This is a genomic window from Streptomyces sp. NPDC050703 (genome assembly GCF_040654435.1).
Taxonomy (GTDB): domain Bacteria; phylum Actinomycetota; class Actinomycetes; order Streptomycetales; family Streptomycetaceae; genus Streptomyces.
This window is the reverse complement of sequence record NZ_JBFAHX010000037.1, coordinates 12,012-37,790: the sequence shown is the minus strand read 5'-3', so window position 1 is coordinate 37,790 and position 25,779 is coordinate 12,012. Positions and strand designations below refer to the sequence as shown.

General features: G+C 73.3%; 18 protein-coding genes. 12 read left to right on the top strand and 6 right to left on the bottom strand.

Annotation, left to right across the window (positions count from 1 at the left end):
• Positions 1–126: 126 nt before the first annotated feature.
• The 6 genes from AB0I16_RS27795 (at position 127) to AB0I16_RS27770 (ending at position 11,397) form a co-directional block, all read left to right on the top strand.
• Positions 127–1,338: an oxidoreductase gene (locus AB0I16_RS27795; RefSeq protein ID WP_363252342.1), complete on the top strand. Its 1,212-nt coding sequence runs from the start codon at positions 127–129 to the stop codon at positions 1,336–1,338.
• Positions 1,325–1,963, top strand: a complete 639-nt coding sequence (locus tag AB0I16_RS27790; RefSeq protein WP_363252341.1) for an HAD-IB family hydrolase — start codon at positions 1,325–1,327, stop codon at positions 1,961–1,963. Before AB0I16_RS27795 ends, AB0I16_RS27790 begins: the two co-directional genes overlap by 14 nt.
• 117 nt (positions 1,964–2,080) lie before the next feature.
• Positions 2,081–2,884 (top strand): hypothetical protein, encoded by an 804-nt coding sequence (locus tag AB0I16_RS27785; protein ID WP_363252340.1) that lies wholly within the window; start codon positions 2,081–2,083, stop codon positions 2,882–2,884.
• A 34-nt stretch (positions 2,885–2,918) separates the two neighbouring features.
• On the top strand, positions 2,919–4,982 hold the full coding sequence (locus AB0I16_RS27780) for a CHAT domain-containing protein (RefSeq protein ID WP_363252339.1): 2,064 nt from the start codon (positions 2,919–2,921) through the stop codon (positions 4,980–4,982).
• Positions 4,982–10,117 carry a hypothetical protein gene (locus AB0I16_RS27775; RefSeq protein WP_363252338.1) on the top strand — a complete coding sequence of 1,712 codons (5,136 nt, stop codon included), beginning with the start codon at positions 4,982–4,984 and terminating at the stop codon, positions 10,115–10,117. Before AB0I16_RS27780 ends, AB0I16_RS27775 begins: the two co-directional genes overlap by 1 nt.
• Positions 10,114–11,397, top strand: coding sequence for a hypothetical protein (locus AB0I16_RS27770; RefSeq protein WP_363252337.1), 1,284 nt, complete (start codon positions 10,114–10,116; stop codon positions 11,395–11,397). Before AB0I16_RS27775 ends, AB0I16_RS27770 begins: the two co-directional genes overlap by 4 nt.
• A gap of 35 nt (positions 11,398–11,432) precedes the next feature.
• Here AB0I16_RS27770 and AB0I16_RS27765 read toward each other — a convergent pair whose 3' ends face one another.
• Positions 11,433–12,557: a threonine synthase gene (locus AB0I16_RS27765; protein ID WP_363252336.1), complete on the bottom strand. Its 1,125-nt coding sequence runs from the start codon at positions 12,555–12,557 to the stop codon at positions 11,433–11,435.
• A gap of 312 nt (positions 12,558–12,869) precedes the next feature.
• Here AB0I16_RS27765 and AB0I16_RS27760 point away from each other — a divergent pair, with 312 nt between their 5' ends.
• From AB0I16_RS27760 to AB0I16_RS27735, 6 genes are all read left to right on the top strand, one after another.
• Positions 12,870–14,444: a S8 family peptidase gene (locus tag AB0I16_RS27760; RefSeq protein ID WP_363252335.1), complete on the top strand. Its 1,575-nt coding sequence runs from the start codon at positions 12,870–12,872 to the stop codon at positions 14,442–14,444.
• Positions 14,445–14,702: 258 nt separating this feature from the next.
• Entirely contained in the window at positions 14,703–15,458 is a 756-nt protein-coding gene (locus AB0I16_RS27755) for a GntR family transcriptional regulator (RefSeq protein ID WP_363252334.1), read from the top strand.
• A 206-nt stretch (positions 15,459–15,664) separates the two neighbouring features.
• The gene (locus AB0I16_RS27750) at positions 15,665–15,850 is read left to right on the top strand and encodes an SPOR domain-containing protein (RefSeq protein ID WP_363252333.1); all 186 of its coding nucleotides are present in this window, start codon (positions 15,665–15,667) and stop codon (positions 15,848–15,850) included.
• A gap of 84 nt (positions 15,851–15,934) precedes the next feature.
• Positions 15,935–16,333, top strand: coding sequence for a (deoxy)nucleoside triphosphate pyrophosphohydrolase (locus AB0I16_RS27745; protein WP_363252332.1), 399 nt, complete (start codon positions 15,935–15,937; stop codon positions 16,331–16,333).
• A gap of 108 nt (positions 16,334–16,441) precedes the next feature.
• Complete coding sequence (locus tag AB0I16_RS27740) at positions 16,442–16,858, top strand: ATP-binding protein (protein ID WP_363252331.1); 417 nt, start codon at positions 16,442–16,444, stop codon at positions 16,856–16,858.
• 173 nt (positions 16,859–17,031) lie between these two features.
• On the top strand, positions 17,032–19,713 hold the full coding sequence (locus tag AB0I16_RS27735) for a SpoIIE family protein phosphatase (protein WP_363252330.1): 2,682 nt from the start codon (positions 17,032–17,034) through the stop codon (positions 19,711–19,713).
• A 77-nt stretch (positions 19,714–19,790) separates the two neighbouring features.
• Here AB0I16_RS27735 and AB0I16_RS27730 read toward each other — a convergent pair whose 3' ends face one another.
• The 5 genes from AB0I16_RS27730 to AB0I16_RS27710 form a co-directional block, all read right to left on the bottom strand.
• On the bottom strand, positions 19,791–20,699 hold the full coding sequence (locus AB0I16_RS27730) for a hypothetical protein (protein ID WP_363252329.1): 909 nt from the start codon (positions 20,697–20,699) through the stop codon (positions 19,791–19,793).
• Positions 20,700–20,750: 51 nt separating this feature from the next.
• Entirely contained in the window at positions 20,751–21,977 is a 1,227-nt protein-coding gene (locus tag AB0I16_RS27725) for a hypothetical protein (protein ID WP_363252328.1), read from the bottom strand.
• A 261-nt stretch (positions 21,978–22,238) separates the two neighbouring features.
• Positions 22,239–23,009, bottom strand: coding sequence for a succinate dehydrogenase/fumarate reductase iron-sulfur subunit (locus tag AB0I16_RS27720; protein ID WP_363252327.1), 771 nt, complete (start codon positions 23,007–23,009; stop codon positions 22,239–22,241).
• On the bottom strand, positions 23,006–24,940 hold the full coding sequence (locus tag AB0I16_RS27715) for a fumarate reductase/succinate dehydrogenase flavoprotein subunit (RefSeq protein WP_363252326.1): 1,935 nt from the start codon (positions 24,938–24,940) through the stop codon (positions 23,006–23,008). Before AB0I16_RS27715 ends, AB0I16_RS27720 begins: the two co-directional genes overlap by 4 nt.
• Positions 24,940–25,776, bottom strand: a complete 837-nt coding sequence (locus tag AB0I16_RS27710; RefSeq protein WP_363252325.1) for a hypothetical protein — start codon at positions 25,774–25,776, stop codon at positions 24,940–24,942. The genes AB0I16_RS27715 and AB0I16_RS27710 overlap by 1 nt, the downstream gene beginning before the upstream one ends.
• Positions 25,777–25,779 lie beyond the last annotated feature (3 nt).

The following is a 25,779-nucleotide window of genomic DNA, read 5'->3' as shown; positions in this document are numbered from 1 at the left end:
GTGCACACCTCCTTCACTGGCGGGGATCGAGGGCGAGCTGTACGCGGATCTCTGGGTGAGGGACCGACGGCAATAAAGATACGTTCAAGAACGAATTCTAATCGTCCGAAGGGGTGTATGCCACAGATGATTCAGTCACAGAGTTCGACGACGGAGCACCGGCGGTCCACGGGAACGGGCCCCCTGGCGCCCGCGGCGGTCGCGAGCGCGGCCCGCTCGGCCGCCGTCCACGCCGGCGCGGCCGAGCGGTCCAGGCGCCTGGACGACGAGACGGCCGCGTCACTCGCCCGCGCCGGATTCGCCCGCCACTTCGTGCCCCGCGCCTGGGGCGGCACCGAGGGCACCTTCGGCGCGCTCCTCGACGCGGCGGCCACGGTCGGCGCGGGCTGCGCGTCGGCCGCCTGGTGCGGTGCCCTCTGGGCCGCGCACGGCAGATTCGCCGCGTATCTGCCGCCCGATGGACAACGCGACCTCTGGGCGGCCTCGCCCGACACCCTCATCACCGCCGTCATGGGCGCCTCCGGCGAGGCCACGCCCACCCGCGACGGCTGGCTGCTCAGCGGGGCCTGGCCGTACGCCAGCGGGGTCGCCTTCGCCGACTGGCTCCTCCTCACCTCCACCGAACCCACCGAACACGGGCCGCGCTGCCGGGTGTTCGCCGTGCCCCGCGGCCGGGCCACGGTCCTCGACACCTGGGACGCCGACGGAATGCGCGGCACCGGAAGCCACACCGTCGTCGTCGACTCCGTCCCCGTGCCGCGCCACCGCTCCTTCCTCCTCTCCGACCTCACCGAGGGCACCCCGGGCCCCGGACGGGCCAGGTGCCACACCGTGCCCGCCCAGCTCGGCGGCGGCCTCCTCTTCTGCGCCCCGGCGCTCGGCGCCGCACGCCACGCGCTCGACGCCTGGTCCCAGTGGGCCGCACGCCACGCCCTCGACCTGCCCGACGCGGGCGTGCTGCGGCTGCACCGGGCCCTCGCCCTGTCGTCCGACGAGATCGAGGCCGCCCAACTCCTGCTCCGCGACGCCGCGCAGCGCGCCGACGCCGCCGCCTGGACGGGGCACGACGTCGCACGCAACCGGCGCATCGCGGCCTCGGCCGTCGGCCTGCTCGCCCGCGCGGTCGAGCGGCTGCACCGCACCTCCGGCGGACCGGCCCACGAGATCCCCGCCGCGGTCGAGCGCTGCCGCCGCGACGTGCGGACCATCGCGGGCCACCGGATGCTCCGCAGGGAGCAGGCAGCCGCCGACTACGCCAAGACCGTCTTCTCCGAACTGTCCGAACAGCCCGCCGTCGAGCGGGAACTGGCCCTGGAGGCAACCCGTGCCGAGGTCTGAGCGCGCCCGTCTGGTCTTCACCGACGTCGACGAAACCCTGATCACCCGCAAGAGCCTGCTCGACTTCCTCGACTTCTACAGCGCGGGCCGCTACGGCGCCGAAGGGGCCCGCAGGGCGGCCCGCGTCCGCGACGACCTGATGGCGAGGACGGCCGCGGGCCTGCCGCGCGCCGACGCCAACCGGGAGTACTACCGCGCCTGGCGCGGCGAACCGGTGGCGGCGGTCGAGGAGTGGGCCCGCCGCTGGTTCACCGAACGCAGCGCCGCCGAGGGCTTCTACGTCCGCGAGGTCGCCGCCGAACTGCGCGGCCACCGGGCAGCGGGGGCGAGCATCGCCCTGGTCTCCGGATCGTTCCGCCCGCTGCTCCAGCCCATCGCCGACGCGGTCGGCGCCGAACACGTGCTGTGCGCGCGCCCCGAACGGTGCGGCCGGGTCTACACCGGCGCGCTCATCGGCGCCCCGGTCATCGGCGAGGAGAAGCGCCGCCTGGTCCGCGAACTCCTCGCGCGGTACGCCCACATCGACCCCGCCGACTGCTACGGCTACGGGGACGACGCCTCCGACCTGCCCATGCTCGCCGAGGTGGGGCACGCGGTCCTCGTCGGGGGCGGGGCCCGGGTCTGAACACCTCCCGACAGCATATTCCGGTGTCTTGCGCAAGACCGTCCCACTTCCGGGGTGCGGGGGCCTGACCCGCTGCTAATCTCCGAGAAGCAGCCGCGTTCTCAGGGGGGAGCGGCCATGGCCAAGGGTGCGTACGGGGCTTATCGCAAGGCGATGGGCGATGTGTACGGCGGCTGGTGGCTCACCTGGCCGCTGACCCAGCGGGTCCGCGTCACGGACGTGCGGGCGCTGCACGACGACGGCTCGGTCAGCGCGGGAACCCTGGCCGACCGCGGCATCAAGGCCGAGCCGGGCCCCGCCGGCGCCCACGCCGACCTCGCGTACGACGCGGCGGGCACCGTCGCCGTCCGGTTCAAGGCGGCGGGGGCGGCGGCCCAGGGGTTCACGTCGGTGCCGGCCGCGGAGGCGGGCGCCCGCGTCGAGTTCCACGCCGGACGGAGCGCCCTGGTCGTCTACACCGGCCTCGAACAGGAGGGCCTGGACGACGTGTCCGGGCTCGCGCGGGAACTGGTGCGGCGCTTCTGGCTCGGCACATGGGACGCGGACCTGTTCACCGTGACCGACGTGATCAGCGCGCGCTCGGGCACCGTACTGACCGCCGAAGAGGCGGGAGCCACCGCGGAACTGCGCGTCCAGGGCTCCGCGGGACCCGGACCGCTGCAACTGGCCGACCTCGCGGCGGGCGTCACCTTCGGCGCGTCCAGCAGGGTCGGCCTGAACTGGACGGGGAAGGACGTCACGCCCTGCTACCGGGGCGTGCGCATCCGCAGGACCTGGCTGCGCCGGGTCACGGAGGAGTACGGCACACCGCAGCCGGGCCGTGGCCTCGCCACGGGCCCCGTGCCGCCCGTACTCCTCGACGAGGCCGGGGACGAGACCTGGTCGGTGGTGGAGCGGGTGGGCCCGGACGAGCGGCCCTAGGCGGTACAGCAGGGTGTGAAGCATCGGGGGAACCATGAGTGACATCGTTCTCAGCATCCACAAGAACTACGTGCGGCTGCACAGGGACACCGGCGAGATCGAGTGGCTGCTCGGCGACGAACTGGTCGAGATCATGCACGACCGCAGCGGACTCAAGGGCGAGGCGTTCATGGGGGCACTGGAGTCGGACGCCTCCCGCCAGACCCGGCTCGACATCGGACTGCGCCTGTTCGAAGGGCTGCTGGGCGGCGCGCCCCCGGGCCTCTGGCAGGAACTCCAGGACGCGGCGGACGAGAACTGCCCGCTGCGGGTCAGGATCGACATCGACTCCACGGAACTCGCGGTGCTCCCCTGGGAGCTGATGCGGGACAGGCAGCGGCCCCTGTGGCTGAACAGCCGGGTGCTGCTGCGCCGGGGGCGGCACGCCGGATCGCCGGGGAAGACCGAGGAGGGCGACCGCATGGGCCCCCTGCGCACCCTGATCGTGGTGTGCAACCCGCGCGACCCCGACCTCCTCGCCGACCAGGAACTCGCCAAGATCGGCGCGGCCCTCACCTGCCTGCCCGGCCGTGTCCACACCGAGGTCCTCGACGGGCCGAGCCTGACCGAACTCGCCGCCGAGCTGGCCCTCGTACGCCCGCACGTCCTGCACTTCATCGGGCACGGCATGCGTGCCGTGGCCGGCGACCCGGGCGGCCTGCACTTCAACGCCCGGCAGCCGGGGGGCGCCACCGGCGAAGGGCAGGAGAAGCCGCCGACACCGGCGTGGACGCTCGGCCCCGACGAGATGCACCACCTCTACGACCGGTGGACCCCGCGGCTCGTCGTGCTCAACGCCTGCCGGCAGGCCCACGCGCCCGCCGCCCGGTTCGCGGGCCTGATCGAGGTCTGCCTGGAACGGCGCTCCGCCGCGGTGGTCGCCATGCAGGCCGACATCGCATCGCCCGCGGCGGCCGAGTTCTCCCACGTGCTCTACGAGGACCTGGCGCGGGCCAGGTCGATCGACGCCGCCCTCACCAAGGTCCGCCAGCGCCTCCAGATGAGGGAGCCCGACGGCCCCGCCTGGGCGCTGCCCGTGCTCCAGTGCGGCATGAGCGACCCGACCGAGGTCATCCGGATGGACTTCGGGCACGCGGAACCCGAGCTGACCCGGCTGAACGGCAGCGGGCTCTTCGGCGACCTCGCGATGTTCCTCGGCCGCGCCAAGGAGCGCAGGACCGGCTGGTGGGACCAGCGCGAGACGGGCAGGCCCGAGCAGCTGCTCGCCATCACCTCCGCGCAGCGCGCGACGGGCAAGACGTGGCTGGCCAAATGGTGCCTGCTCACCTGCATGCTCCGCGGCGACGACGTCACGTACGCCAACCTCTCCGAGTACGAGGGCAGGGGCAACGCCCCGGTGACCCTCGACTGGCTCGCCGTGCTGCGGGCCCTGCGGGACGCCTGCACGGACCGGCGGCAGCCCGACCCCATGCCGCCGCAGGAGTTCGCCATGTTCAATCGGGTGGTCAACCGCGGCCGGGTGGGCGGCGAGATCTGGGCGCAGCGGCTGCCCACGTCCGACACCGACGACGGCGGCCCGTTCCTCGTCGACGTCGACCGCCACGCGGAGACCCGCAAGCAGGAGATCTTCCAGGCCTTCCTGAGCACGCTGCGGGCCCGCATCCAGGCACGCAGGCGCCCCCACCTGCTCGCGATCGACAACGTCGACAAGACCATCGAGTCCGACTTCAGGACCGCGCTGCTGCCCCACCTCCTGACCCCGGTGCAGGAGACGCGCGACGAGTTCCCGCTGCGCCTGCTGGCCGTGGCACCGCAGAGCTGGCCGGGATTCCGCCACCTCCAGGAGGTCATGCCGGGCGAACCCGTGGTCCTCACCGACTTCCAGCTGTACGACTACAAGCGGCTCGCCAGGGAGTTCTGGGAGCGCAAGGTGCACAGCAGCACCGTGCCGGAGCGGTGGAAGTTCGAGATGTTCGAGCAGGTCCTCGACTCCTACGCCCGTGCCTTCCAGGGCGGCCACCAGGCCGTGCCCGTCACCGTGTACCAGCAGATGCTGGACGTACTCCTCAGCATGGCGGGCATGAGGGAGGCCGGCTGATGTCGGACCACGAGGCACGGGACGGAGCCCGTGGGAAGGCCCCCTTCGACGAGGCGCCCTTCGCCGAACTCGCCGAGCGGCTCGGCAGGGGCGAGGGCCTGGACGACATCCGCCGGGCCCTGCTGCCCGACGACTGGACGGACGCGCTGAAGGCCGCGGCCGTCGCGCGGTTCTTCGACGCCACCACGTACGACACGGTCCTGAAGGAGTTCGCCGGACAGGACCCGCCGAACCTCGCCGCCCTCCTCGAAGGCGGGGCGGTGGAGCGGATCGCGGGCCGCGCGCTCTGCCGGGTCCCCGACGCGTTCCGCCCCTCCTACTTCCTCTCCTGGCTCGGCGACGGCGGCAGCACCGAGATCCCCGAGGTCCTCGCCCGCCTCGAACACCGGCTGAGCGAGCACTGGCACGCCCGCGGCGAACCCGCCGAGCGGCTGCGGCACCTGATGCTCGCCGACCCCGAAGCGACCGCCGAACTCTTCGACGACCTGTTCCACGCCAGCGACGCCCGGCGGGACTTCACCCGCTGCCAGGACCTCACCGACGCCCTCGCCGACCCCGACCGCGCCGCCGTCGCCAAGCGCGCCCTCCTCAAACTGGCCGAAGACCGCTCCGGATACCTGCGGGCCCGCACCTACTGGACCGCCGACTACGCGCGCTCGGCCCAGTTCCTGGAACCCGACGGCCTGTGGGACCGCGCCCAGCGGCTCCTCTCCGGCGAGGGGCCCCGCGTCTGGCAGATGTACGGCACCGGCGGCTCGGGAAAGACCATGCAGCTCCGCTGGCTGGTGTCCCGCAAGGCGGTCACCCCGGAGCACGACATCAACTGCGCCCGCGTCGACTTCGACGTCGTCGACCCGCTCAACGCCGCCCGCTGGCCCTGGCTGCTGCTCCTCGAAATCGCCGAACAGCTCGAACAGCGCCTGCCGTCGCGGGTGTTCGCGGGCCTCGACGAGTACGCCGCGTACCGCTCCCTGCTGCGCCGCCCCACCTCGCGCTCCGCCGTCGAGGCCGCCCGCGGCATCCGCACCCAGGACGAGCGGCGCATCGAGCGCGAGGTGGTCGCCGCCTTCACCAGCCGCTTCAACAAGAGCCTCGGCACCGGACGCCCCGTGCTCATCGTCGTCGACACCCTGGAGGAGGTCGTCCTGCGCAGCGCCTCGCGCACGGACAGCCTGCTGCGCCTCCTCGGCGAGACCGTGTCCGCCTGCCCGGCGATCCGCCTGATCCTCTCCGGGCGCCCCGACCTGAACGTCCGCCACCAGCAGGCACTCGCCACGCTCGGCGCGTACGAGGACGTGCGGGTGCCCGGCTTCACCGCCGACGAGGCCGACCGCTACCTGCACCGCATCCGCGGCATCGGCGACGAGGACCTGCGCAGCGTCATCGTCCGCCGCAGCGAGGGCATGCCCTTCCACCTGGCGCTCTTCGCCGACGACATCGACCAGAACCCCGAGGCCACCGCCGCGGAGATGGACAGCCTGCGCGGCCCGCTCATCCGCTACCTCGTCAACCGCGTCATCCGCCGCATCGAGGACCCCCTCGTCCGCTGGCTCCTGCGGTACGGCGTCATCCCGCGCCGGCTGCGCCGCGAGCACCTGCACGACATCCTCCAGCCCCACCTGCGCGAGCGGATGCTCGCCCAGACGGCGGAGGACGACCCGCTCACCGACGCCCACCACCTGCACGGCGACGACGGCGACGACGTGTTCCCCCTCGTCGCCCAGCCCCTGGACAAGGCGCGCCTCGACGAGGCCTGGCAGAAGGTCCTCGACTACGCCAAGGGCTCCTCGTGGGTCAGCGAGGTCGCCGAGGACGAGGAGTCGCTGGTCTTCCACGGCATGGTCCTCGGCCCCATGCGCGACCTCATCTCCGACAAGCCCGTCTTCACCCGGCTCCACGAGGACTTCGCCGAGCGCTTCCGCCGCCGGGCGCGCGAGGACCCCGCCAACTGGTCCCGGTACGTGCGCGAAGCCCTCTACCACCGCTTCCAGATGCGGGACCCGGCGGCGCCCGAGGCATGGCACGAGGCGATGGAACGCGCCTGGGCGAACGGCGAGACCGACCGCCTGCGGGAACTCGCCGAAGAGCTCCTCGGCGACGAGTACGTGGACAGGGGCGTGCCCCGCCAGGGCAGCCACGGCCCCCTCATCACGTTCCCGCTGATGGCCGAGGCGCACCTGAACATCGCCTACGCCAAGTTCCGGGACGCCATGGCCGACGGCACCCCGTCCCACGTGCACGACCACATGTGGTCCGAGGTCGAACTGCACCTCGCCGCGGCCGACGCCCTCCACCAGCGGGGCGGCGCGGGCCCCGACCGCCGCCACTCCATACGGGAGGACGTCGTGCGGGCCACGCTCCTCGGGCTGCGCGGCAACCCCGACGAGGCGGTGCGGCTGATCGACAGGACGGTGCTGTACCGCGTCGGCGTCCCCGACCTCGAACGGCTCTGGGCGCTCAGCGTCCGCGCCGCCTCACTGCGCCTGCTCAACTCCCCGGACGCCGCCACCGCCTACCACCACGTGCTCAACTTCGCGAGCACCACGGGCCGCAAGGAGATCGCCGCCAACGCCGCGTCCGCCGAGGCCGCGCAGCGCCGCCTCATGGGCGACGTCGGACGGGCCATCGAACTGCACGCGCAGAGCGCGCGGCTGCGGGCCGCGGCCGACGTGCCCCAGTTCCGCGCCGTCGCCCAGCAGGCCGGCCTCATGCTGCGCTGCCGCAGGCCCCTGGCCGCCCTCACCGTGCTCGACACGGTGCCCGTCCACACGCCCGTCGAGCGCGCCGACAAGGCCAGGCTCCAGGCCAAGGCGCACCTCCTGCTCGGCAGCGAGGAGTCCGCGTTCGCGGCGATCCGGCGGGCCGACGCCGCGGCCGAGCAGGTCCACGACGCCGAGCGCTACCGGCAGCTCGCCCAGAACGCCCAGCTCCGCGGGGTCGCCCTCGGCGAGCTGCAGGAGCTCGCGGGCGCCGACGACTGCTTCACCAGCGCCACCGGGCTCTGGTCCGAACTCGGCTACCTCGCGGGCGAACCCGAGTGCCACTACCTCTACGCGCGCTTCCTGCTCCGCGACAGCATGGACCTCACCGCCGCCCACCCCCTCCTCGAACCCAAGGAGGCACCGGGGCAGGACCCGGAGTTCGCCCTGCGCCTGATGCTCCTCGCCCTGGAGTGGGCCGAGCGCTCGGGGCGCGCCACCACGGCCGGCACCGTGCCGCTGCCCTACGAGGCGCTGCCCGCCCTGGTCCGCCCGCTGCACGCGCTGTGCAGCGTCGCGACGCTCCCCGCGGGACGCTCCGCCGAGATACCCCTGAAGCGCCTCGCCACGGCCCTGAAGGAGGTGCGGCCCGCCCAGGCCAGGCTCGCCACCCTCCGCGACCTGGTCGACAACCCCGCCCTGAAGGGCAAGGTGCCCTGGCCCCTGCTGAGCCCCTTCTACGAGATGGAGACCCGCCGCGGCGACCCCGACGACGCCCTGGCCGGCCTCCTCGTCGCCCAGGTGCGCGGCGAGGCCGACCCGACGCTCCTCGGCCGCACGGTCGACACCCTCGTCGAACGCCGCGACGCGGGACGGCTCGTGACCTGGCGGTGCGCACGGGTCGCCGCACGGCTGAACCAGCCGGACCTGGCCCTGCGGCTCCTCGACTCGGTGCCGTGGGAGCAGCCGCCCCCGGTGCCGAGCGGCACGCCGCGCGTCCCCCACGGTCCGCTCGCGCTCGCCGCCCTGGTGCTGCGCGCAGGCATCGACCCCGACCGCAGGGCGGCCGAGTCGGCGCTCTGGCGGGCCATGGAACTCGTCGAGCACTGCGAGGGCGGCGCGCGCAGCGTCCCCGTACGGCTCACGGACTGCGCGCGGCGGGTGCGGGTGCCGGGCGTGGGCGACCGGGTGCGCGAACTCCTTGAGGACATGCGGCGGCCCGTCCTCCTCGACGCGGACGTCCCGCCCGGCGACCTGCGGCTGTTCCACGACCGGCCCGGTGAGCGGAGCCTCACGCTGCGGGCCAGGCCCGACATCGACCCGGTGGACGACCAGGCGTCGCCCCACCCGGCCAAGCTGGCCCTGTGGCACGACGACATGTGGCAGCACCGCATCGCGCTGAGCAGAGCCGCACCCCGCCGGCCCCGGTTCATCCGCCTGGAGTCGGAGGACCCCGTCGCCCACGCCCTGCCCTGGGAGATGACCCTCCAGGCGGCCGTCGACGACACGGACGAGCGCGCGCAGCCGGTGCTCTACCGCACGCTGCCCACCGCGGCCCGCCGCGTGGACGTGTGCTGGCTCCAGCTGGCCCTCAAGCGGCGCTACGGCATCGACCTCGACGTCGACGGACTCGTGGGCCCGGAGACCCGCGCGGCGCTGGACAGGCTCCAGCCCGGCGCGCTCACCGCCGAGTGGCCGCTCGTGGAGGACGGGACGCGGTGGGAGCTCCAGCGTCTCGCCCCCAGCCTGCCGGGGACCCGCAGGGTCCTGGTGCTCAGCGCGAAGCAGGACGAGGGCTCGGTGCCCCTGTCGTACTGGCTGCGGGGCCGCAGGCCCCTGCTCGGCCGCTTCCCCGTCAGACTCCTGGTGGTGGAGCCCGAGACGGACCTGGCCAAGCGCCTCGCGTCGCCCCCGGAGGAGGTCGACATCCTGCACGTGGCCGCGCCCCTGCGCCAGCGCGACGGCATGCCCTACCTGGAGCTCTCGCCCGCCGGGCACGCGCGGCGGCTCGCGAGCAAGGCCCGCGGCTCCGACCTGTTCCCGGCGCAGCTCTCGCGCTGGCTCGCCGGGTTCGAACCGGGCCGCAGGCCGCTGATCGTGCTCGATCCGCCGTGCCCCGGCTCGGAGGTGGACATCCACGTCCAGCTGACGCTGCGCAACCTCTTCGCGGCCCATCTGTTCCGGCTCGGCGACTGCCCGGCGGTGGTGTGCACCGGCCTGTTCCCCGAGGGCGGCCTCGAACACGTCATCGGCTTCTACCAGTCGCTCTCGGACCAGGCCCCGGTCGCGTACGCCGTGCGGAAGCTGCGCGCCACGGCCACCAGGGGCGCGGCGGAACGCGGCGTCGCCTTCGAGGACGACGACGACGCCCGCCGCGCGACGGCCCTGTACGCGGCCGGGTCCTCGCTTCTCCAGCGCCCGATCGGGGAGACGTGACCGCGCGCCGCCAGGAGGCCGTGCTCGGGCGCCTCCTGGACGGGCTGCGCTCGGAACTGGCCGACTGGCGTGTGCTCGCCACCCGCGGCGACCCGCCCGAGTTGGAGAAGCACCGCAGCCAGCTCGCCGCGGTGGAGGCGATGCTCACCGGGGGCCTGGCGGAGGCGCGCGCCCGGCTCGACGCGGGCGAGCGGGCGGGGCTTCCGGTCCTGGTCCTGGACCTGCACCACGTCTGGGACTACTTCCGCTCGAAGTTCACGCTGCGCAGGATGCCGGAGTACCGCGACGTCCTCGCCACCGCCGACGAACTGGCCTGGTCCTGCTACGAGGCCCCGCTGACCGCCGCGCTCGGCGTGGCCGGCACTCCGTCCAAGGAGCCGCCGCTCGTCTCGTTCGGCAGGGCCGCGGGGCCGCGGGCCCACCGGCGCGGCGACCAGTACCGCGACCTGCTGCCGCGGGGCGGCGTCCACACCCGCGAGGGGGTCGAGCTGGCCCGCAGCCTGCCGTTCCCGGTGATCGACCTGCCCTGGTACTACGGCTCGCACCTGCCCGCCCTGCTGACCGTCGCCCACGAGGCGGGCCACCACATCGAGGACGACTTCGCCCTGACCCCGGCGATCGGTCACCGCCTCGCGTCCGCCGCCCTGCCCGCGGGGGAGCTGCCGCGGTGGCACGGCTGGGCGGGCGAGGTCTTCGCCGACGTGTGCGCGACGCTGGTGTGCGGGGCGGCCTACCCGGCGGTGCTCGCGGAGGTGCTCACCACGCTGACCCCCGAGGACGCGACCGCCGCCGCGCCGGGGGCGCATCCGCCGGCCGGCGTCCGGCTCGGCGTCTGCGCGGCCGTGCTGTCACGGGTGGGCGCGGATTCGGGCCCGGCGGCCGGTACCGCCGGGCGTGCCGACCTCGCCGAGGTGGCGCGCGCCCTCGTGGACGGCGGGTACGACCAGTTCGGCGGCCGGAGCCTGCCCGAGCTGCTCTGCCCCCGGCCACGGCCCGACGCGGAACCGGAGTACGCGGGGACGGTCGAGGCCGAGCACCTGCTCTCCGGCATGCCGTCGCGGCACAAGCGCGTCCCCGGCGTCCTTGCCGCCGCGGCCCTGGCCTTCCTGGCCGACCCGGAGGCGTACGACGCCCGCGCCGTCGGCGCCCGCGCCACGGCGGAGGCCCTGGCCCTGCGGGCCGGCGGCTTCCGCCGCACCCCGGCCGTGACCGTCCACGACGCGGCCGCCGCCGGGCGGCGCCTGCTGAGCGTGCTGCGGGAGGGGGCCGGGACGGCGTGAATCCGCCCGGTGGCCGGCGACGCCCGCGTTCGCCGTCAGCCGCCGGAGGCGTGCGCGAGCCCCGTCTTCGCCCCCGCGCCGCACAGCGGCACCACCGCCGTCCGCTCACCGAGCGCCCCGTCCCGCACGGCGGCCCAGCAGGCCACGCCGGTCGACTCGACGTAGAGCCCCCGCGCCGCCAGGTCGAGCTGGGCCGCCGCGATCTGCTCCTCCGTCACGGTGAGGAAGGCGCCACCGGACGCGCGCACGGCCCGCAGGATCTGCCGCGCGCGGGGCGGCCGGGGGATGGCGATGCCCTCCGCCAGGGTGTCGGCCGCCGGGGTCTCGCCGACCAGGTCGTCGGCGCCGGCCCGCCAGGCCTCGGCGAGCGGCGCGACCGCCGCGGACTGCACCGCGTACAGCGCGGGCGCCTTCGCGATCAGCCCGGCCGCGTACAGCTCGCGCACGGCGAGCGCGGCGCCGAGCAGCAGCGTGCCGTTGCCGACGGGCACGACGAGGACGTCGGGCAGGCGCCCGCCCAGGTCCTCCCACAGCTCGTGGACGTAGGTCTTGGTGCCCTGGAGGAAGTAGGGGTTGTGCACGTGGGAGGCGTAGAACGTGCCGGGTTCGTCGGCGGCGGCACGGGCGGCCCGCGCCGCCGACTCCCGCCCGCCTCCGACGATTTCGAGCCGCGCCCCGTGCCCGCCGATCTGCTCCAGCTTCTTCGGCGAGGTGCCCGCGGGCACGTACACCGTGCAGGGGAGCCCGGCCCGCGCGCTGTACGCGGCGACCGACGTGCCCGCGTTGCCGCTGCTGTCGGCGATGACCCGTTCGGGGCCGAGCCGCTGGGCGAGAGCGGTGAGCATGACCGCTCCCCGGTCCTTGAAGGAGAGCGTGGGCATCAGGAAGTCCAGCTTGGCCGAGACCGGACCCGCCAGCTCCACGAGGGGCGTGCGCCCCTCGCCGAGGGAGATCGCGGGCGCGGACAGGGGAAGGCACTCGGCGTACCGCCACAGCGAGTTGACGCGCCCCGTGAGCGAGGCCAGGCGCGCGGGCGTGGGGGAGAAGTCGAGGTCGAGGGGGCCCCGGCAGACCGGGCAGGACCAGGCGAGCGTGCCCCCGGGGACACGGGTCCCGTCGGCGGGGCAGAAGGCGTCGGGCAGGGCGGTCGTCGCAGTCATGCGCGCAGGCTAGTGCGGCGTCCGCCGGCGGAGCGGGAGGGCGGCCGTGGGGTGCCTGGGGCGGCTGGTGCCGGTGAGGCATGAAGAGTGCGTGGCGGGTGTGTTACGTCCGGTCACATGTCTTGTGGGATTCCTATGGATCGGCCAATCTTTCGTCCCGGTGGAGTCGGGAGAACCCACGGCAGGGGCATGCCCTCGGCAGAGGCATGTGTCCTTGACATGGTCATGATCGACACCCGGCTCCCCGCTGTGTGGGCACCACAGGCACCGCATCCCCCACCAACGCACCATCTATTGAGGAGGACCCCTCAGATGGCAGTGATGCGTCCCTCCCGCCGAAGACTGGCAGGGATCAGCGCGACAGCGGTCGCGGCCCTCGCCCTCGGCGTCGTCTCCGCCGTCCCGGCGAACGCCGGGCCGGACCGGGCGGAAGGCGTGATCGAGAACGCCGGAACCCCCGGCGTGATCAAGAACAGCTACATCGTGAGCCTCGACAAGAACGCCCCCAAGGCCCGCTCCGCCGAGGGCAAGGCCCTCGCCAAGGAGTACGGCGCCAAGATCGAGCGGACCTACGACAAGGCCCTCAACGGTTACGCCGTGGAGCTCAGCGAGGCCGAGGCGAAGAAGTTCGCCGCGGACCCGGCGGTCGACGCGGTCGTCCAGAACCGGACGTTCAAGGCCACGGCGACCCAGAACAACCCGCCGTCCTGGGGCCTCGACCGCATCGACCAGAAGACGCTGCCGCTCGACCAGAAGTACACCTACCCCGACTCCGCGGGCGAGGGCGTCACGGCGTACGTCATCGACACCGGTGTCCGCATCAGCCACAGCGACTTCGGCGGACGCGCCTCCTACGGCTACGACGCCATCGACAACGACAACACCGCGCAGGACGGCCACGGCCACGGCACCCATGTCGCGGGCACCGTCGCCGGAACCCTGCACGGCGTCGCCAAGAAGGCGAAGATCGTCGGCGTCCGCGTCCTGAACAACCAGGGCTCGGGCACCACCGCGCAGGTCGTCGCGGGCATCGACTGGGTGACCAAGAACGCGGTCAAGCCCGCCGTCGCCAACATGTCGCTCGGCGGCGGCGCCGACGCCGCCCTGGACACCGCCGTGCGCAACTCCATAGCCGCCGGCATCACCTACGCCGTCGCGGCGGGCAACGAGTCGACCAACGCGTCGACGAAGTCCCCCGCCCGCGTGGCGGAGGCCATCACCGTCGGCGCCACGACCAGCACCGACGCGCGGGCCAGCTACTCCAACTACGGCAGCGTCCTCGACATCTTCGCCCCGGGTTCCTCGATCACCTCCACGTGGAACTCCAGCGACTCGGCGACCAACACCATCTCCGGTACGTCGATGGCGTCCCCGCACGTCGCGGGCGCGGCGGCGATCTACCTGGGCGCCAACCCGTCGTCGACCCCGGCACAGGTATCCGCGGCCCTGGTCGACGCGTCGTCGCCGGGCGTCGTCACCAACCCGGGCACGGGCTCGCCCAACCGCCTCCTGAACGTGACGGGCGGCACCACGAACCCGCCGGGCAAGAAGTTCACCAACGACACCGACTACGCGATCCAGGACAACGCCACGGCCGACTCCCCGGTGGCCGTGACCGGCGTCGGGGGCAACGCGCCCGCCGCGCTGAGCGTGCCGGTGACCATCCAGCACACCTACATCGGCGACCTCCGCGTCCAGTTGATCGCCCCCGACGGCACCGCCTACACCCTCAAGGCCTACGGGACCGGCGGCAGTGCCGACAACATCAACACCACGTACACCGTGAACGCCTCGTCGGAGACGGCCGACGGCACGTGGACGCTGCGGGTCAGCGACAACGCGGCACAGGACACCGGGAAGATCGACTCCTGGGGCCTGCAGTTCTGACGGCGGACGGCTGATCGGTCCCCCGTGATCCCACCTCGTCGGTGACCTCACCCTCGTCCTCGCGGTACGGCTCCCGGTTCCCTGACCGGGCCCGCCGCGAGGACGAGTCGTGTCGTGCCCCATATCCGGGTAACGGGCCTGCGTAAACGCCCGCCGGGCCAGAAATCATCACTTCGAGTGATTCCTTGGCCTTGGGTTGCAGTTCACAACCCTCGGTTGCCAGGCTGTAGCTGTCTGTCAACCTGATGGGAGTGGCCAGTGACTTTCGGTGAGCAGCCGGCGTATCTGCGCGTCGCGGGTGATCTCCGCAAGAAGATCGTCGACGGTTCGCTGCCGCCGCACACCCGGCTCCCGTCGCAGGCCCGGATTCGCGAGGAGTACGGGGTCTCGGACACCGTCGCCCTGGAGGCGCGCAAGGTCCTGATGGCCGAGGGCCTGGTCGAGGGCCGCTCGGGCTCGGGGACGTATGTCAGGGAGCGCCCCGTCCCCCGCAAGATCGTCCGCACCGGCTACCGCGCGGCGGGCGGCGGATCGACCCCCTTCCGCCAGGAGCAGGCCGCCGACGGCGCGCGCGGCACCTGGGAGTCCCGCAGCGAGCAGGTGGAGGCGGGCGCGGCCGTCGCGGAGCGGCTCGGCATCACGGCGGGCGAGCGCGTGATGTGCACGAAGTACGTCTACCGGGACGCGGGCGAGGCCATGATGCTCTCCACCTCCTGGGAGCCCCTGGCCGTCACGGGCCGCACCCCGGTGATGCTCCCCGAGGAGGGCCCCCTCGGCGGCTGCGGGGTCGTCGAGCGCATGGCGGCCATCGACGTCGTCGTGGACAACGTCACGGAGGAGGTCGGCGCCCGCCCCGGCCTCGCCGAGGAGCTGACGGCGCTCGGCGGCGTCCCCGGCCACGTGGTGGTCGTCGTCCAGCGGACGTACTACGCCTCGGGCCGCCCGGTCGAGACGGCGGACGTCGTGATCCCCGCCGACCGGTACCGCGTGGCGTACCACCTGCCGGTGAAGTAGCCCGGCCCCCTGCAAGAAGACTGCCGCGGCCGGCGCCCGCCCGGCATCGCCCGGCTCATGGCCGATTGCGCACCCTCCGCGTATCTCCTCGTGCAATTCCGTATCCGCTGAGTAAAGGTCGGGCGTAGGCTCGGGCATATGCGGACTGCGGTTTCCTTAGAGATCGAGGCGCTCCGCGCGCCGGAGGCGCCGAGCGGAGGGGCGCGATGAACGACGGCACGGTTCTGCTGCCCTGGCTCGTGATTCGGCAGGACGACAACGGCAACCGCTATCGCGTGGGCATGTTCGCGACGAAGGCCGAGGCCCAGAAGATCGCGGACACCCTCGACGAGCGCGGCCACCAGCAGCTCTACTGGATCGAGAAGCTCAGCGCGAACGGCAGCGGGCACTAGACGGGCCCGTCGGCACCCGTCGACGCCCGCCGGCACCGGCCGGCCCGGAGCGGCGTCCGGGCGGTGGCATCTAAGCTCCCGCGCATGAACGAACGCATCGTGGTGGGCGCCGCCCTGTACGACGACGGCGGACGCCTGCTCGCCGCGCGGCGCAGTGCGCCCCCGGAGCTCGCGGGCGGCTGGGAGCTGCCCGGCGGCAAGGTGGAGCCCGGCGAGGGCTGCGAGGAGGCGCTCGTGCGCGAGCTCCGCGAGGAGCTGGGCATCGAGGCGGCGGCGGTGGAGCGGGTGCCGGGGGAGTGGCCGCTCGCCAAGGGGTACGTCCTGCGGGTGTGGACGGCCCGTCTCGTCTCCGGCCGGCCGGAGCCCCTCCAGGACCACGACGCGCTGCGCTGGCTCACCCCTGACGAGGTCTGGTCGGTGGACTGGCTGGCGGCGGACGTCCCCGCGGTGAAGGCGCTGCGGGCCATGCGGGACCACGCGTAGGCGGACCACCCATACCCCCAAGTGCCCCATTTGTGGTAAATCGTCACGTTATGCGGGTATGGGCCTTGTGACTCCAAGAAACGGACAGGTCCTGCTTCTGGTCGGGAAGTGATCGGCGTGATCGACACCAAAGGCGACTGCGCCGAGTGGGACTTCCCCGCGGACCCCGGCGCGGTCCGCACGGCCCGCGCCGTCGTCCGCGAACAGCTCGGCGACTGGAACCTCACGCCCCTCGGCGACATCACCGTACTGCTCGTCAGCGAGCTGGTGACCAACGCCCTGTGCCACGCGTCGGGCCCGATCGGCGTGCGCCTCGTACGCCCCGCGGGCCCCATGGGCACCCTGCTCGTGGAGGTGTCCGACCCGCTCCCCGACCCGCCCCTCGCGCGCACCGCCGCGCCCGAGGACGAGGACGGGCGGGGCCTCCAGCTCGTGGCCCGCGCGGCACAGAGCTGGGGGACGCGGCCGGGCCGGACGGGCAGGGCGGGAAAGACGGTGTGGTTCGAGCTGGCCCTGCCGGGTTAGAAGACTGGCAGTGTGCGACGGGCGTCGGGCACAAGAGCGGCACGGGCCAAAAAGCGTCGAGTCCGTGCTGTGATCGTGAACGCCGTGTGGGGCCGTGCCGTAGTGCTGGATACTGCGGACAGCCGTATGCGGTGACCGGTGCCGGACGCGGTGAGCTGGAGGGGACGGTTCGCGTGAGCGAGATACCAGCGAAGGCGACGGAGCCCGATGGGCCGTCGGGCGACGCGAGGGCCGAGGGATCGTCGGGCGATACGACGGCCGGCCGACCGCCCGTGGCAGCCGCGGGCGACGGGGCCGCCGACGCGCCGGTGGACGAGACCTGGCAGAGCAGCCCGCCCGGCTCCATCTACGACTACATCAAGGTCGCCTCGTTCTCGATCGGCCCCGACGGACTCGTCGACCAGTGGAGCGGGCGCGCCGAGCGGCTGTTCGGCGTGGCCGCGCGGGATGCCGTCGGCAAGGACCCCATCGAGGCGTTCGTGGCGCCCGAGCTGCGCGCGAACGGCCACCGCAAGATGGCGGAGATCCTCGACGGCCGGGAGTGGACGGGCGTCGTCCCCTTCCGCATGCCCGACGAGCGGCGCCCCGGCGGAGCGGGCCTTGAGGGCATCGCCGAGGTCTACGTCATGCCCACCGAGACGGAGAGCGGCGAGAAGGCCGCGGTCTGCGTCGTCGTCGACGTCAGGGCGCTCCGGCAGATCGAGACGGACCTCGCCGCCTCGCAGGCCATTTTCGGCCAATCTCCCTTCGGCTTCCTCCTGTTCGGCACCGATCTGCGGGTGCAGCGGGCCAACCGCCGCTTCGCCGACGTCTTCGGCGGCAGCACCGAGGACCACCGCGGACGCACCGTCCACGACTACCTGCCGCGCCACGAGGCCGACCGCATGGCCGCCGCCCTGAAGCGGGTCCTCAAGACCGGCGAATCCGTCACGGACATGCAGATCGTCGGCCCCGCGCCCCGCGGCAACGACCGCAGGCACTGGTCGATCAACCTCTACCGCGTGCACAGCGGCTCCGGCCGCCCCGTCGGCGTTGCGGGCCTCGGCACCGACGTCACCCTGCGCCAGGCCGCCGCCCGCGAGGCCGCCCACGCCCGCCGCAACCTCGCCCTCCTGAACGAGGCGGGCGCCCGCATCGGCAACTCCCTCGACCTGGAGACCACCGCGCGGGAACTGCTCGACGTCACGGTGCCCGGCTTCTGCGACCTCGCCTCCGTCGACCTGTACCAAGGGTTGCTCGACGGCGACGAGGCACCGCCGGGCCTCGTCGACGGCAGCGCGGAGCTGCGCCGCGTGGCGTTCGCGAGCGCCGTCGCCGACGCCCCGTTCCCCGACGGCACCGAGCCCCTCGACGTCGGCGTCGTGCACCGCTTCGCCTTCACCTCGCCCTGCGCCGACGCGCTGCGCGCGGCCCGCCCCCGGCTCGTCACCGCCGATGACGACCACTCGGCGAGCCGCCTCACCGGCGGGCTCATCCAGTCGACGCTCGCCGTGCCGATGGTCGCCCACGACACCGTGGTCGGCCTCGCCCAGTTCTCCCGTACGAAGGGCAGCGAGCCCTTTGGCGACCGCGACCGCGCGCTCGCCGTCGAACTGGCCGCCCGCGCCGCCGTCTGCATCGACAACGCCCGCCTCTACCGCCGCGAGCACGAGCGCGCCCTGATCCTCCAGCGCTCCCTGCTGCCGCCCGGCGACCCCGAGGCGGCGGGCCTCGACATCGCCTGCCGCTACCTGCCGGGCAACGCCGCGACCGAGGTCGGCGGCGACTGGTTCGACGTCATCGAGCTGCCGGGCCACCGCACCGCCCTCGTCATCGGCGACGTCATGGGGCGCGGCCTGCGGGCCGCCGTCGCCATGGGAGAGCTGCGCACCGCCGTGCGGACCCTCGCGCTCCTGGACACCGAGCCCGCCGAGGTCCTCTCGGCCCTGGACGAGATCGCCCGCGGCCTCGGCAGCCCCGCCGGGCCCCAGCGGTCCACCCGCTCGGCACGCAAGGGCGCGGACGCGGACCTCGGCGAGGTCTACCTCGCCACCTGCGTCTACGCCGTCTACGACGCCGTCACCCGGCGCTGCACCTTCGCCAACGCCGGGCACCTGCCGCCGGTCCTCGTCGAACCCGGCGAACCGGGGGAGCCCGGCCAGCACGCGCTCATGCTCGACGTGCCCCCGGGCATGCCGCTCGGCGTCGGCGGCGAACCCTTCGAGGACGTCGAGGTGGAACTCCCCGAGGGCGCGCTGCTCGCCCTCTACACCGACGGTCTCGTCGAGTCCCGCGACCACCCCCTCGACGAGGGCCTCAACGCCCTCGTGCGCTCCCTCGGCGACGCCCCGCCCGCCCTTGAGGACGTCTGCGACCACATCCTGAACACCCTCGACACCCACCACGGCGAGGACGACATCGCGCTCCTGATGGCGCGCGTCCAGGGCCTGCCCGCCGACCACGTCGGCGACTGGACGCTGCCGCGCGACCCCAAGTCGGTCGGCCGCGCGCGCGAGCTCGCCTGCGACCAGCTGCGGGCCTGGGACCTCGAACAGCTCTGCGACACGGCGGAACTCCTCGTCAGCGAACTCGTCACCAACGCCCTGCGCTACGGCGAGGGCGAGATCCGGCTCCGCCTCCTCCTCGACCGCACCCTGGTCTGCGAGGTGTGGGACGGCGGCTTCGTCCAGCCGCGCCGCCGCAGGGCCCGCGACACGGACGAGGGCGGGCGCGGACTCCAGCTGGTGGGCCTGCTCAGCGCGGCCTGGGGCTCGCGGCGGACGCCGCGCGGCAAGACGGTCTGGTTCGAACTGGCCCTGCCGGACGGCGAGACCGAGCCGATGGACGCGGCCGAGGCCCTGCTGAGCCTGTTCTAGCCGCCTGGGGCCGGCCCGGGCCGACCTGGGGCCGACCCGGGGGCAGCGGCCTAAGGCGGTTCGGGGTCAGTCTGGCGTCAGCCCCAGGTCAGGAGGTTCGGCAGCTCGCCCGTTTTGTCGTTGTCCCCCGGGCGCAGGCCCGACTTCGGGCGGTTGCGCCAGGCCATCGTGACCATGTTGTCCTCGGTCACCCGGACCTCGGACGACGCGTAGCGCTCGCCCTGCCTCGTCTTCGGCCGCAGCTGCCGGACGATCGCGTCCGCCGCCTCGGGCGAGGCCGCCCGTACGCAGAGCTTCTCCGAGGGCGCGCGGCCCTTCTTCGGCGGGCGGCCGCCGATCGCGAACAGCTCCGCGTCTCCGTCCTTCCGCCTGGCGTAGTACGTCGCCTCGTAGACATCGCCCAGGCAGTCGGCCACCGCCGCGTACGCCGCGTCGTCCCGCAGCGAGTCGTCGGGCTCCGACAGCTTCAGCGTGGCGTGCGCGCGGTTGGCGACGCGGCGGGAGCCGGAGACCTCGTACGTGATGTCTCCCCCGCGCTTGGTGTAGCGGGTGCCGCCTTCCGTACCGGCCTCGGCGTAGCCCTGCTTCTTCAGTGCCCGCCCCATCGCGGCCGTGTCGAAGTCCCCGGTCAGCAGCGAGCTGTCGCCCACCTGCACGGACGCCGTCACGTCCTTCTCGTCGAAACCCCAGTCCGCCTCGACGCCCCGGCCCGTGTAGCCGCTCTGGGCGACCTCCAGGATGCCGAAGCCGTCCAGGGAGCGGTAGAGCGCGGGGTCCTCGGCCACGAGGCGCCGCACCGTCGGCACGTCCCGGTAGGTCACGGCCCGGTCGGCCGCCGACGCCGGCACCGCGTCCAGCGCACGCTCAAGACCCGTACCGTCGTCCGCGCCCTCACCCCCGGGCAGCGAGCACCCGGCGGCACCCACGCCGAGCGTCCCTGTGAGCAGTACGGCCAGCAGGGGTCGGGGAAGCCGGGGTATCCGCATGCGCGGCAGTGTGGCACAGCGGCACCGCTCCGGAGCCGCCGGGCGGAGATGTCACCCCGCGAACCCCACTTCCGGCCAGCGGCCCGACGGGGCGTCCAGGAGGCCGTCGTCCGTGTCCTTCAGCCAGCGGTCGAAGAAGGAGCCGACGTAGGCCCGCTGGGCCGCGACCGCGCGCGCAGGGTCGACCCTGCCCATGTGCTTCTCCAGCGTCGCCCCGTCCACCCCGGCCTGCGGCAGCAGCGCGGTCAGGTCGGTGTACGTCTGGTGCAGCGAGCCCCGCAACGTGAGGTTCCGCTTCCAGCCGGTGCTTCTGGACCAGAACGACCGCCAGGACGGCTCCGTCCCCCGGTCGCTGCCGTCCCTGCCCATCAGGAGGAACGGACGGTCGAGGCCGTGCCGCGCGACCGGCGTCGGACGCGTGCCGTTCGGCTCGGGGTTGTACTCAAGGGTGCCGTCCAGGTCGACGCCCGCCCGCACCCTGCGGTCCTCGTACATCGTCTGCGCGGCGGCCGTCCCGCCCGCCGACTGGCCGAGCATGCCCACGCGCCGCTGATCCACCAGCCGGGACAGGCCGTGCGGCAGCGAGCCGAGGCTGTCGAGGACGAACCGGGAGTCGGCGACCCGGATGTCGAGGGTCTTCTTGAGCAGGTCGGACACCGTGCCGTCCCTCGCGGCCTCGGCCAGCGCCGCGAGCAGTGGTTCGTTCCCCCTGACCGTGCCGTCGGGGAACTCGACCCCCGGGCTCTCATAGGTGTGGTCGACCGTCACCACGAGATGGCCGCGGCTCGCCATCTCCTCGACGAGCACCGTGCCCCACGTGCGCGGATCGCCCGCCCCCGCGGCGTACACGACCACGGGCAGGGGGCCGTCCCGGAGGTCGGCGGGGGCTCCCCGCACGGCGTGCGTCTCCAGCGCGGCGAAGTCGACCGCGCCCCGCGGGATGCCGTGCGGCGCGGTGGCGTCCCAGCGGGCGGCGGCGCCCGGGGCCATGTACCGAGCCCGGTGGCCGCCGCCGGGCACGGCCGGGTACCAGACGCTGATCATCAGCTCCCGGTAACGCCGCGAGGGCACCCAGGGATCGTGCCGCGACCGGTCGACGAGCCGCGCGGTCACGGTCCCGATCGCGTGCGGGCCCGTGGGTCCCGGCAGCCGGACGCGTGCCGCGGCGGCCGGCTGTCCGTCACCCCGGCGCCGCACCGCCGCGTGGGCCGCCCCCGGCAGCATCCCCACGGCCATTCCCGCCGCGGCGAACCCCATCGCCGCGCGCCGCGTCACCACGCCGCGCCCGGCTCCCGAGCGAGGACCGGCCGAAGGCGCCGGACCGGCCGAAGGCGCCGGACCCGACCGCGCGGAACCCGCCGAACCCACCAAACGCACCGAACCCGCAGAACCCGCACATCCCGGAGAAGAAGTCATGTCCCCATGGTGATCGCCACGCCCGCCTCGCCACCATGGGGGAAAGCACGGATTTGCCGCCTGGGGGAGATCCCCCAGAGCCACCCAGGGGCGCGAAGCCGTCGGCCCGCGCCCCGGTGGGACCTACTTGCCCCGCCGCCGAATCCGGCTCCCCAGCCAGACCAGCGGATCGTACTTCCGGTCGACCGCCCGCTCCTTCAGCGGAATCAGCGCGTTGTCCGTGATCTTGATGCCCTCGGGGCAGACCTCCGTACAGCACTTGGTGATGTTGCAGTAGCCGAGCCCATGTTCGTCCTGGGCCGACCGCTTGCGGTCGATCCCGGAGTCGGCCGCCGCGTCCAGCGGATGCATGTCCAGCTCCGCCACCCGCATCAGGAACCGCGGCCCCGCGAACGCGCCCTTGTTCTCCTCGTGGTCGCGCACCACATGGCACGTGTCCTGGCACAGGAAGCACTCGATGCACTTGCGGAACTCCTGCGAACGGTCCACGTCCGCCTGCTGCATGCGGTACTCGCCCGCACCCAGGCCCTCGGGCGGCACGAAGGCGGGGACCTCGCGCGCCTTGGTGTAGTTGAAGCCCACGTCCGTCACCAGGTCCCGGACCACGGGAAAGGCCCGCAGCGGGGTGACCGTGACGACCTCGTCGGGAGCGAAGACCGACATACGGGTCATGCACATCAGCCGGGGCCGCCCGTTGATCTCCGCGGAGCACGAACCGCACTTGCCCGCCTTGCAGTTCCAGCGGACCGCCAGGTCGGGCGCCTGGGTGGCCTGGAGGCGGTGGATGATGTCGAGGACGACCTCGCCCTCGTTGACCTCGATCCGGAAGTCCTCCAGACCGCCGCCCGCGGTGTCCCCGCGCCAGACCCTGAACCGCGCGTCGTACGGACTCACTCGTACAGCTCCTCTTCAGCCAGGTACTTGACCAGCTCCTCCTTCTCGAAGAGGGCGAGCAGGTCCGGGCGGATGGGCTCGGTCGTCACACGGACGAGGTCGATCTGGCCGCGCACCGGATCGGTGGCCGCGAGGCCGCCGCTGGGGTCGGCGAGGCGGCAGAGCAGATTGGCGCGCCGCCAGTCGCGGTCCATCGCCGGATGGTCCTCGCGGGTGTGGCCGCCACGGCTCTCCGTGCGCTCCAGGGCGGCGCGCGCCACGCACTCGCTGACCAGGAGCATGTTGCGCAGGTCGAGCGCGAGGTGCCAGCCCGGGTTGAACTGGCGGTGCCCCTCGACGCCGGCCCGCCGCGCCCGTACCCGCAGTTCGGCCAGCTTCTCCAGGGCCCGCGCCATCTCCGCCTCGCGGCGGATGATGCCGACCAGGTCGTTCATGGTCTGCTGGAGCTCCTGGTGGAGCGTGTACGGGTTCTCCGGCGTCGACCCGTCCTCCGGCCCCTCGGCGCTGAACGGCCGCAGCGCCTCGGCCGCCGCGGTGTCCACCTGCACCTCGTCCACCCGCGGGCGGTCGTCGGCGCCGGGCCCCGCCGCGTACCTGGCCGCGTGCAGCCCCGCGCGCCGCCCGAAGACCAGCAGGTCGGAGAGGGAGTTGCCGCCGAGCCGGTTGGAGCCGTGCATGCCGCCCGCGACCTCGCCCGCGGCGTAGAGGCCGGTCACCTCGCGCGCGGCGGCGGTGTCGGAGTCCACCGCGATGCCGCCCATCACGTAGTGGCAGGTGGGCCCGACCTCCATCGCCTCGGCGGTGATGTCGACGTCCGCCAGCTCCTTGAACTGGTGGTACATCGACGGCAGCCGCCGCTTGATGACCTCGGCGGACATCCGCGTCGACACGTCGAGGAAGACACCGCCGTGCGGTGAGCCGCGGCCCGCCTTGACCTCGGCGTTGATGGCGCGCGCGACCTCGTCGCGGGGGAGCAGTTCGGGGGGCCTGCGGTTGTGGTCCGGGTCGTCGTACCAGCGGTCGCCCTCCTCCTCCGACTGCGCGTACTTCTCCTTGAAGACGTCGGGGACGTAGTCGAACATGAACCGCTTGCCCTCGGAGTTGCGCAGGACCCCGCCGTCGCCGCGCACGGACTCCGTGACGAGGATGCCCTTGACCGACGGCGGCCAGACCATGCCCGTGGGGTGGAACTGCACGAACTCCATGTTCAGCAGGGGCGCTCCGGCGAGCAGCGCGAGCGCGTGGCCGTCGCCGGTGTACTCCCAGGAGTTCGACGTGACCTTGAAGGACTTGCCGATGCCACCGGTCGCGAGGACCACGGCGGGTGCTTCGAGGACGAAGAAGCGGCCCGACTCGCGGTCGTAGCAGAAGGTCCCGCTCACCCGGTCGCCGTCCTTCAGGACGCGCGTGACCGTGCACTCCTGGAAGACCTTCAGGCGCGCCTCGTAGTCGCCGTGCTCGCGGAAGTCCTCCTGCTGGAGCGAGACGATCTTCTGCTGGAGCGTGCGGATCAGCTCAAGACCCGTCCGGTCGCCGACGTGGGCGAGGCGCGGGTACTCGTGCCCGCCGAAGTTGCGCTGGGAGATCCGTCCGTCCGGCGTACGGTCGAACAGGGCGCCCCACGTCTCCAGCTCCCAGACCCGGTCGGGTGCCTCGCGCGCGTGCAGCTCGGCCATCCGCCACTGGTTGAGGAACTTGCCGCCGCGCAGGGTGTCGCGGAAGTGCACCTGCCAGTTGTCACCGGAGTTGACGTTGCCCATGGAGGCCGCGATGCCGCCCTCGGCCATCACGGTGTGGGCCTTGCCGAACAGCGACTTGCAGATCACGGCCGTACGGGCGCCCTGCTCACGCGCCTCGATCGCGGCCCGCAGCCCCGCGCCCCCCGCGCCCACCACGACGACGTCCCACTGCTGTCGCTCCACCTCGGGCATCAGAACAACCTCGGATCGTCGAAGGCACCGGACGCGATCAGGTACACGTAGAAGTCGGCGAGCGCGACGCTCACCAGCGACGCCCAGGCCAGCAGCATGTGCCGGGCGTTCAGCCGCCCGACCCACTGCCACATGCGGTACCGCACCGGATGCTTGGAGAAGTGCTTCAGCTTGCCGCCGACGATGTGCCGGCAGGAGTGGCAGGAGAGGGTGTACGCCCAGATCAGACCGATGTTGACGAGGAAGACGAGGGTGCCGAGGCCCATGTGGCCCCACTCGTAGCGCTCGTCGCGGAAGGTGAGCACGGTGTCGTACGTGAGGATGCCCGCGACCGGCACCGCCGCGTAGAAGAAGTACCGGTGGATGTTCTGCAGGATCAGCGGGAAGCGCGTCTCACCGGAGTACTTCTTGTGCGGCTCGGCGACCGCGCAGGCCGGTGGGGACGCCCAGAAGCCGCGGTAGTAGGCCTTGCGGTAGTAGTAGCAGGTCAGCCGGAAGCCGAGGGGGAAGATCAGGATCAGCAGGGCGGGGGAGAGGCCCCACCAGCTGCCGAAGATCTCCCAGTTCGGGCCCGACCGCATGGGTGCGCAGTTGTCGGCCAGGCACGGCGAGTAGAACGGCGACACGTAGGGCGCCTGGTAGTAGTCCGCGTTCGCGAACGCCCGCCAGGTCGAGTAGACGACGAAGGCGAGCAGTCCCGCGGCGGTCGCCGCCGGGGCCAGCCACCATCGGTCGGTCCGCAGGTGGGCGGCGGCGATCGCGGCGCGCGTGCCGTCGCGCACTCCGCCGCCGGGGGCCGTTCCGCTCTTCGGTCGGGGTTCGGTGCCGGTGGCCAACGA

Bases quoted from the DNA above. Each gene is read 5' to 3' on its own strand.
- AB0I16_RS27780 (WP_363252339.1), top strand. From the start codon at position 2,919: ATGAGTGACATCGTTCTCAGCATCCACAAGAACTACGTGCGGCTGCAC.
- AB0I16_RS27765 (WP_363252336.1), bottom strand. From the start codon at position 12,557: ATGACTGCGACGACCGCCCTGCCCGACGCCTTCTGCCCCGCCGACGGG.
- AB0I16_RS27785 (WP_363252340.1), top strand. From the start codon at position 2,081: ATGGCCAAGGGTGCGTACGGGGCTTATCGCAAGGCGATGGGCGATGTG.
- AB0I16_RS27760 (WP_363252335.1), top strand. From the start codon at position 12,870: ATGGCAGTGATGCGTCCCTCCCGCCGAAGACTGGCAGGGATCAGCGCG.
- AB0I16_RS27715 (WP_363252326.1), bottom strand. From the start codon at position 24,940: ATGCCCGAGGTGGAGCGACAGCAGTGGGACGTCGTCGTGGTGGGCGCG.
- AB0I16_RS27775 (WP_363252338.1), top strand. From the start codon at position 4,982: ATGTCGGACCACGAGGCACGGGACGGAGCCCGTGGGAAGGCCCCCTTC.
- AB0I16_RS27730 (WP_363252329.1), bottom strand. From the start codon at position 20,699: ATGCGGATACCCCGGCTTCCCCGACCCCTGCTGGCCGTACTGCTCACA.
- AB0I16_RS27745 (WP_363252332.1), top strand. From the start codon at position 15,935: ATGAACGAACGCATCGTGGTGGGCGCCGCCCTGTACGACGACGGCGGA.
- AB0I16_RS27750 (WP_363252333.1), top strand. From the start codon at position 15,665: ATGAACGACGGCACGGTTCTGCTGCCCTGGCTCGTGATTCGGCAGGAC.
- AB0I16_RS27795 (WP_363252342.1), top strand. From the start codon at position 127: ATGATTCAGTCACAGAGTTCGACGACGGAGCACCGGCGGTCCACGGGA.